The following is a 9177-nucleotide window of genomic DNA, read 5'->3' as shown; positions in this document are numbered from 1 at the left end:
AGGTCTTTCACTAAAAAATCTTCGAAAAATAAAGCGGCCTGTTTCATTAATGGATAAGCTTCCTTTTCGAGAAATTTACGATCCTGGCTAAATTCGTAATGTTCCCATAAATGATCACTCAACCAGCCAGCCCCGCTTACCCAAATACCATGATTAGAGGCATTAATGGGTGCTGTACCATTCCATAAATCGGTATTGTGGTGCAAAACCCATCCCCGGGCATTATAATATTCTTTTGCGGTTTCGGCACCGGTTTTAGCCAATCCCTTTATTTTATTAAAAAGAGGTTCGTTTAAAGCCTGTAAATTTAGGATTTCGGTTGGCCAGTAGTTCATTTCGAGGTTAATATTGGTGGTATATTTGCTCCCCCATGGCGGCGTTAACAGGTCGTTCCAGATTCCCTGGAGGTTAGCCGGTTGTGTGCCCGGTCGCGAACTCGAAATCAATAAATAACGACCGTACTGCATATACAGGGCAGCAAATGCAGGATCGTTGGCATTGGCAAATTTTGCCAATCTTTCGTCTGTAGGTAACTTTTCATTTTCCGAGCGCCCAAAATCAACACTAAAGGTTTTGTAATAGCTTTGGTATTCTTTGATATGATCCTGTTTAATTACAGCATAAGTTTTTCCTTTTAGGCCGTTCAACGCTTTAATATTGGCTATTGCCGGATTTCCTGAGACATCCTGGGCGTTGATAAAATTGGTTCCTGCCGTTAAATAAAGGCTTGCTTCATCAGCACCAGTGATGCTTATTTTGCCATTAACAATTTTAACCGTTCCATTTTTAATCAATGCGGTTAAACGGCTCTCGCCTTTAATGGCACCATCTTTTACCTGTATGGTTAAAGCAATTACGTTATTGCCCAAAGCTTTTACCGATGATTTCCGGTGGGCACTGGAAAGTTCGGCATCAAAACTAATGGAAGCTTTTTTATCGGCTGTTAAATGGATCACCACGGCCTGGTTGGGCTGACTGGCAAAATACTCCCGTTGATAGTTTACACCATTTAAAGTATAAGTGGTTTTAGCAACAGCAGTACTGATATTCAATTCTCTTTTATAATTGGAAACAATTGATTTCGTTTGTTTAAAGTATAAATTCAGATCGCCAAAGGGTTGGTAGCTGGCCTGGTACTGCGGAACGGCAGGTGGATCTTCATTCTGTATTTTGTATTTCCATTCTTTTACCAGCGAAATTCCTTCCTCTACATTACTTCCAGTGGGATAGATCCTAATTTTTTTCGAAGTGTCTTTATATCCGGCAAGTCCACCTTTATCGAAATAATTGAGCACCTGTATGGCAATCACATTTACACCTTTTTTGATCAGCTTGGCAGGAATAGTGTATTTCCGTGGTTCCGTATTATCGGTATTGCCAACCAATTGACCGTTAATATAGGTAAAATCCTGATCGCGAATGCGGTTAAGATCGAGCACGAGGTCTTTCCCAAGCCAGTTTTCCGGTACATCAAAAGTGGTTCTGAACCATACTGCGCCATCTAAATTGGCAAGACCTACGGCTTCCCAGCCTTCATAAGATGGTACTTTTATCGTTTTCCAAAGTTTATCATCAAAATTGGTCAGGGCCGGATTACCCTCAATGCCCTTACCTGCTTTCATTTCGTTAACCCAAACTTTGCGATCGCCCGAACTACTTTGTAGCCCCATAAACTGTTGCTGTGCCAAAGCTTCATCTTCTTTCTGTTTGCCTTCGAAAAGCAGTTTTCTGATCTCAGGAAGATATTTATAAGCCCCCTTACGGTTATAATCACGCGGTTTGCCTGTCCAAACGGTTTCTTCGTTAAATTGGATATGATCAACAGCCGTTCCAGCAAAAATCATGGCACCTAATCTTCCATTTCCTATAGGTAATGCATCGGTCCATTTTTCTGCAGGTTTGTTGTACCATAAAGTATGGTTGTTTTCCTGTGCAAAACCGCTAAAATGTGCAGCTGATAATAAAATAACCAATAAAAGTTTAAGCCTCATATTATTGTCCTTTATCGCCTGAAATAATTTCGATGTTAACGGTAACTTCCTTTTCTTTTTTAACCGCTTCCTTCATCCTTCTAAAGTTATTGTTTCCGAGGAAGATATTTTTGGTTTCGGCGCCATTTAATTTCAGATAGGTAACTGTTTCTTTTACCGGAAAAGCATTGTATAAAAACAGATCGGATGTGTTTGTAAGGTCAATCACTGGTGTATTTGGCAATGGTTTGTTATTTTTCAGACCATCTACAATCAAATTGCTCACTTTTGAAGCTTTTAAAGATGGACCTAAAACCGTATTTACTGTTACATTATGAAATTCGATGTTATTGGAATTGCTGATTGCAAATCCTGTTTTCGCTTCAAAATTAATATCGTTAAAGCTTATGTTGTCGATAGGCATTTCTTCCAATCCGTTGAGATAACCGGCCTGGTTAACCTCTCCGGTAATGTTACTGAAATGGATATTCCGAAAGATCGGCGTGCTCGCTGAAACCGCTTCGATATTGGTTTTTGCGTACTGCATATCCAATACAATGGCCTGATCTTTTATATTTTTCATGATGACATTACTCACCCTGATTTCTTCAACCACACCACCCCTGCCGCGGGCCGTTTTAATGCGTATTCCACGGTCCGTTCCATCGAAAACACAATTGGAAATGGCTATTTTGCGTACATCTCCCGACATTTCGCTGCCGATTACCACGCCACCATGACCAGATAACATGGTACAATTGGTGATGACATAATTTTCGGCTGGAACGGCCATTTTTCGGCCAGGCGCATCTTTACCCGATTTAATCGTGATGCAATCATCACCAACGCTGATATGGCAATCAGAAATGTGCACATTTTTACAGGATTCGGGGTTAATGCCATCGGTATTGGGCGAATGTGGGTTATTGATGGTAACGGCATGAATTTTAACATTTTCGCAGAACTCGGGATTAATGGTCCAAAAAGGGGAATTGCGGATGGTAATTCCTTCAATCAGTACGTTTTTGCAGAACATGGGCTGTATAAACGGCGGACGGAGAAATCCTCTTTTCATCTGCTTCGGATCGTCGGGCAGGATAATGTCTTTATTTAAACCGTCAAAGGTGGTCTGCCATTTCGATCGCGGCTGCCCCTCTTTGTATCCTTCTACAAAATCCCACCATTTTTTGCCATGCCCCTCGATAATTCCCCGACCGATAATCGAGATATTTTCTGCTTTATAGGCATAAAATAATGGCGAAAAACTGGTTACATCAACACCTTCATAACGGCTTTTAACCATTGGGAGGTAATCATCAAAGTTATCACTAAAATGTAGTTCAGCACCGGCATCTATCAATATGGTGATGTTGCTTTTTAAGTGGATAGCCCCAGTTAAGTATTTTCCGGCAGGAAAATAAACAGTACCCCCGCCAGCTTTTGAAGCCGCATCGATGGCATTCCTGATCGCAGTAGTGGCCAGTTTGCTGCTATCGTTTTTTGCGCCGTATTTAATTACGTTGTAATAAGACTGGGCAGTAGCGGTTAAACAAGTGGCAACTGTTAGTACGAAAAATATGGTTTTGAAAAAGTATTTCATTTGTTTTTGTTTATACGTCTTGGTTCGTGTCTCCACGAACCAATAAATCTTTTATCGCCCTCGTTTGTAACTTAGTTTCGGTTCGTGGTGACACGAACCGAGGCGCTGGGTTTATTATTAAGTTCCATCGTCCTCGTTTGTAACGAGGATGAGTGAGAACAGCGATTTTATCGCTTTTTTATTCATTTATTTCGGTTCGATTCGTGAAGACACGAACCGAGGCGTTCGCAATGACGTATCATTTTAATCCATCTTAACTTTAACCGGTTTCAGATCTTTGCCTTTATAAATTTCCTTTCCTTCTACAAAAATCAAAAGTCCTTTGCCACGGTTGTATTTTTTACCCGTTTGATCCCATAAAATGGTTATTATCTTGTTGTGATAAGTAACATTATCGAGTATAAACCAGTGCCACTGATTTTTAGGGATTAATGGAAAAAGCTCCAGTACATTATCCTGACGGGGTTTTATGCCGATCAGATCGTTGATGATCAGGTCATTGAAAGTAGAGTGATTGTAAAAACTGCTCCTGGGATTATCACCTTTTAACCACTCTCCATTTTTTTCATCCTGATACTCTCCGAGATATGGTTTTCCGTTTTTGACGTGTGATGCGGCGTACCGATGAAGTTCCTGATAAAAAACTTCGGCTGTCATTTTACCATGTGTTTTGTAATTGCTCAACAGATTTGCCAATCCCTTTAATGTTTGCGAACTGGCAAATGGCCATAATGCGCCATCCCATTCACAGCTATGACCTGTTCCCCTTGTTCTGAATGTTGGGTTTCTTCTTTCGGCAGTGGTTAGGCCCCAGGGCGCTTTAAACCCGGCCGTATCCAGCAATTGATCCCAGGCTTTGGCATAATTGGCATCATCATCTGGTAAATTGAAATCCCAGGGTGTAAAACCAATGGCTTCACGAACGTTTGCTGAGCCACCTTTGGCTTTCCTGGTTTCAAAAAACAAAGAAGAATGGTTCCATAAACTATCCTGAACCAGTTTTTTGATTATGATGGCTTTATTCCTGTATTTTTCGGCCAGTGCGGCATCGCTTAAAAGTGTGGCTATTTTATCTAATGCAATGGCATTGCCATACATGTAACTGTTTATGGTTGGGCGTTGGTTCTGGTCTTTACGCGAACCACTGATCGATTCTTCCATGCCATCTTTCACATCATTTTGCCAGAACAGGCCATTTTTAAGCTGTCGTTCAGTTTCCCATTTAGCATAATCTTTATCCAGGGCCGGCAGAATTTCCTTCAAAAATCCATGATCAGGTTTTACGAGGTAATTTTGATAAACGGCATCATCTACCCAGCTACTAAATTGATGGAAACGTTGTTTTGTTTCGCCAACATCGGCTTTATAAAGCCAGAATTTAATATAATCTTTCAGGTAACTGTTATCTTTCAACCAACGGCCTTCATAAATATGATGCCCCAGTGCACAGCTGATGGAATTATATTTTCCTGCATGTTTAACCGGTTCAATAAATTCGGTAAAAATGAAACCATCGGGCGTTTTAACCAAATGTTTACGGAAGGTCCACCAGCGGTAATAGTAATTTTGCTCCATTACCTCATCCGGACAATCTAATAAAGGGACCTGATCAGACAGCCACTTAAAAGACTCACTGTTTGGGATATAATTTTTGACAGCTTCAGTATCTATTGAATTAAAATACTCCACGTATTTATTCAGTTTCTCTGTTCCCAGAATCGTTTTTTGCTGTGCGAAGCCAGTAAGCGCCAGTACCGACAATGCCGCCGTGGCTATAAAATTTCGTGTATTTCCCATTATTCAAATAACCAATCTATATCTTTTCCCCTGCCATCTAAACCGGCGTTAAAAATCCGTAATTCCTGTTTATCATCGATAAAACCCAATACCAGGCAGGCACCTTTACCTAAATTTAAAGTATGTGTTCCGGCCTGGAACGAATAAGCATGCACGTTTGCAGGCGGAAAGCCGTTTAAAACCAATGCATTTGATATTTTAATCTCCGATTGGCCATAATTATTGGCGCTTGCATCTGTCTCCAGCTGTGGTGGAGCCAGGTATGCTGGATTTTTCTGGTTAAAAAAGCCGATCAGTAATTTTACCGGAACACTGGTGCTAAATTTAATTTCTGTACCGGTTTTAATCTGAGCTGCCCTGCTTAATTTAATTCCTTTTAAACCTGCCAACTGCGCTGCAAATTCTTTGATCCTAACCGTTGTATCTGTAAAAACAGAAGTTTCTTTAGCAATGGTATAGTTTTCGCTTCCGTTTAACAGTTTTACATCGGCTGTTTTATAAGGGATAATTGCAACTAGCGTTCCTTCTTTTATTGATTTTAACGAATCGATGCTCTTTTTAAAGTGTTCAAGTTCTTTGGTAAATACCGGTAACATCTCTTTCCAATGGATAAATGTTTTATCTATACCGCGCATTGGTATTTTGCGTTGTTTGGTTTGCATACTGTTGGCATACAAATAATTATGATCGGTTAGTTTAACTAATACTGCATAATGACTTACACTTTTTTGAAGGAAAGGTAATGCCTGTTCGAGGTCGCTAACCTGATTGGAGTATTTATACCTCAGTATCCAAAGCGCGGCTTTAACTTTTTCTGCATAAAAATTAGCCATGGCATCGTAACAGTAGATGTCATTTTTTAAGCGGTCAAATTCTGCGGTATCTTTTTTTACAACTGCACTGGCTTCATTAATCGACTGGATGGCTTTTTTACCATGTTCAATCACTTCTTTTGCCACCTGTACAGGTGTTTCTCCAATGTGTCCCTGCTTTTTCCATTCTTTTTCGGCGTATTCGATAATCATTTCACCTTCAGGCGCTTCCGATTCGTAAAGTAAAGTAAAAAGTCCGTAACGGTATGGGTTGATCAATTGTGTCATCAGCATGCCCAGGGTTAAGGTTTGCCTGTTACCGTCGGTAATGCCGTATCGACGAAGAAGTTTGGGCGATATCTCTCCCGATTCCTCGTAAGCGTTTAAAATGGCTTTACCGCTTTTCAGATCAGTACCATATTTATTGGCCAGTTCTTTCCCCCAGTAATTAATCTCCTGCGCACGGTTGCGCTGTGAATTCCACGAATATCTTGCCCATTCTTTATACCAGATCCAGTCGCGGTCTACCTCAAGCAATCTTCCTTTTACTTCATCAGCCGAATAAGGCCAGTCCCAATAACTTGCCTGTGGGTACAGGTGTAATCCTTTTGCACCATAAATTTTATTCATAGCCTGAACCGATTTCTGGATAAAATCAGCCGAGCCATACCTAAAAGGCTCCAGATTTGCCAAAATATGTACATTGGAGATATTAACCGTACCGATAGCGGCCAGTTTTCTATTTAAATCGGCCCATGCCCCACGCGGTGTATAAGTGGTTAAAGCTTCGCCGTTAAATTTGTTTTCCGTATACAGGTTTTTATAAAGCGGTAAAGCGGCTTTCATTACGCTGGGCGCATCAGTATCATGCGCACGCAGTACAATAGGAGGCTCTTCCTTTATACCAGCTGCCTTTAACCCATCCTTTACACCCGGGATAATCGTTTTGGTAAACCAATCGATATCATCCTGGCCCACGCCTTCCATGGCTTCTCCCAAAGCCACCATCAAACCCACGTTAGGATATTTCTCTACAAATGCAGTAATCGACTTCCTCGTGTAATCCGCAATCAAAGGAATAATCGGGCGGTTTCTGTCCTGTGTTTTTAAACCATGTTTATCTGCAAAGGGTTTAGGGATAATAATATTATAAAACATCTGGATTACCCAGATACCGCGCTTATCGGCCTCAGTGGTTAAAAACCGGAAGATTTCTTCGTTCTTTTTTAATGTGGCTTCATCCACTTCAACCGCATAAGGATAATCTTTTAGCCTTAGTAAAGAAGAAAAAGGATGTCCATTCCATAGATAAAGCGAATTATAACGGTTTTCTACCATCATATCGAGGTATTTTATCCATAAGGCTTTATCATACAGCCATGGAAAAGTTTCGGGCGTGTAAGGATATTCGTAAACATCATGTCCGGGCAGGTAATCAGGTTTTTGCAGACCGATACAGGTTCCGCGCAATACCATTTCAGGCTGATCGGAAATGGCTAAAGTTGCGGGTATTTTTTTTGTATCATTGATCTGATCTGCTAATTCTATACAGCCATATAGCGCACCTGATGCATCATTTCCGATAATATAAAGCGTTCCGTTTTTGGAAGTATAAATATGAAAGCCTTCTTTTTGGGCAACAGCGATTTTATTTTTTATTTCAACAGGAAGATTATTGGCGAAAAGTTTATCAGAAAATACACCGATCACAATCGCATTGTTAAAGCCATTAAGCTTATCCCTCTGTTCTATTTTAACCTGATAATTTAATCGCGACAAGGCTTTCGAGATTCTTTCTGCACCAAACCTCACCCTTACATGATTTTCTGTAGAAATGACAATGTTTTTTTGCAGCTTATCGGCTGCATTAGAAAATGGTACAGATATAAACAGACAGGAAATAAAAATCAGAAAATTTCTCATTCAAATTGGCTCTAGCAACAACCTTTTAAAGGCAGGTTTGTGTGGTATTTGGTTAAAATATTATTTAAATATAAAAATAATATTCAAATATAAGTAATTTAGGAATCTGCTTTTGTAAAATTTATGCAAGGTAAGATGCTAAGGCGATGCCAGGCAAACTATGACAATATCTTTTAATATTTAGACAAGAAGATAAAATTTTTAACCAACAATATTTATTTTATTTGTAGTTATATTCTAATCAATTATAATTTATAACCATATACATGTTTTCACTACAAAACAAAAAAGCCGTGGTTACAGGTGGCGGAAGTGGCATTGGAAGGGCCATTGCAACTATTTTAGCTAAACAGGGCGCAGAGGTACACATTATCGAACTGGGAACCGAACAGGCGCAGGATACCATAAATGAAATTAAGGAAAACGGCGGATCGGCATTTAGTTACGGTTGTGATGTTGCCGACCATAAAGCGGTACATGAAGTGTTTGAGCAGATCGGGCAGATCAATATCCTGATCAATAATGCGGGCATTGCACACATTGGCAAGGCCGACACCACTGATGAAGCTGATTTTGACCGTGTAATGCGTGTAAACGTAAAAGGTGTATACAATTGTTTGCATGCGGCTATTCCACAGTTGCGCGTTGCCGGCGGAGGTGTAATTATCAATATGGCCTCAATTGCTGCTTTGATCGGCCTACCCGACCGTTTTGTATACAGCGCGGCAAAAGGTGCTGTAAAAGCCATTACCATGAGTGTGGCCAAAGATTATATCGGCGAAAACATCAGGTGTAATTCGATCTCTCCTGCAAGGGTGCATACACCGTTTGTAGATGGTTTTTTACAAAAAAACTATCCGGATAATATCCCCGAAATGTTCGAAAAACTTTCCAAAACACAACCGATCGGCAGAATGGCCAAACCGGAAGAAGTGGGCGCACTGGCATTATACCTTTGCAGCGATGAAGCTTCCTTTATTACCGGCTGCGATTACCCGATCGACGGTGGATTTACGACCTTAAACAACTAATAACAAAATTTTAAATACAGTATAATGAAATTAATACGATTTGG

At 40.3% G+C, this 9177-nt stretch carries 5 protein-coding genes; 1 reads left to right on the top strand and 4 read right to left on the bottom strand.

Annotated features, from left to right (window positions below):
* The 4 genes from B2V92_RS07420 to B2V92_RS07405 form a co-directional block, all read right to left on the bottom strand.
* On the bottom strand, nucleotides 1-1991 hold a 1991-nt coding region (locus tag B2V92_RS07420), incomplete at its 3' end, for a glycoside hydrolase family 95 protein (RefSeq protein ID WP_293306392.1).
* 1 nt (nucleotide 1992) lies between these two features.
* Nucleotides 1993-3570, bottom strand: a complete 1578-nt coding sequence (locus B2V92_RS07415) for a glycoside hydrolase family 28 protein (RefSeq protein WP_293306390.1) — start codon at nucleotides 3568-3570, stop codon at nucleotides 1993-1995.
* Between the two features lie 243 nt (nucleotides 3571-3813).
* Nucleotides 3814-5367, bottom strand: coding sequence for an MGH1-like glycoside hydrolase domain-containing protein (locus B2V92_RS07410; RefSeq protein ID WP_293306388.1), 1554 nt, complete (start codon nucleotides 5365-5367; stop codon nucleotides 3814-3816).
* The gene (locus tag B2V92_RS07405) at nucleotides 5367-8102 is read right to left on the bottom strand and encodes an alpha-d-galacturonidase (protein WP_293306386.1); all 2736 of its coding nucleotides are present in this window, start codon (nucleotides 8100-8102) and stop codon (nucleotides 5367-5369) included. The genes B2V92_RS07410 and B2V92_RS07405 overlap by 1 nt, the downstream gene beginning before the upstream one ends.
* Nucleotides 8103-8368: 266 nt before the next feature.
* Between B2V92_RS07405 and B2V92_RS07400 the strand changes: the two genes are divergently transcribed.
* A complete protein-coding gene (locus B2V92_RS07400) occupies nucleotides 8369-9133 on the top strand; it encodes an SDR family NAD(P)-dependent oxidoreductase (protein WP_293306384.1) in 765 nt (254 codons plus the stop codon).
* The last annotated feature ends 44 nt before the right edge of the window (nucleotides 9134-9177 follow it).

The sequence above is a fragment of the Pedobacter sp. UBA5917 genome, assembly GCF_002432345.1.
Lineage (GTDB): Bacteria > Bacteroidota > Bacteroidia > Sphingobacteriales > Sphingobacteriaceae > Pedobacter.
The sequence above is the reverse complement of the archived record's forward strand: the minus strand, read 5'-3'. Positions and strand labels throughout refer to the sequence as shown.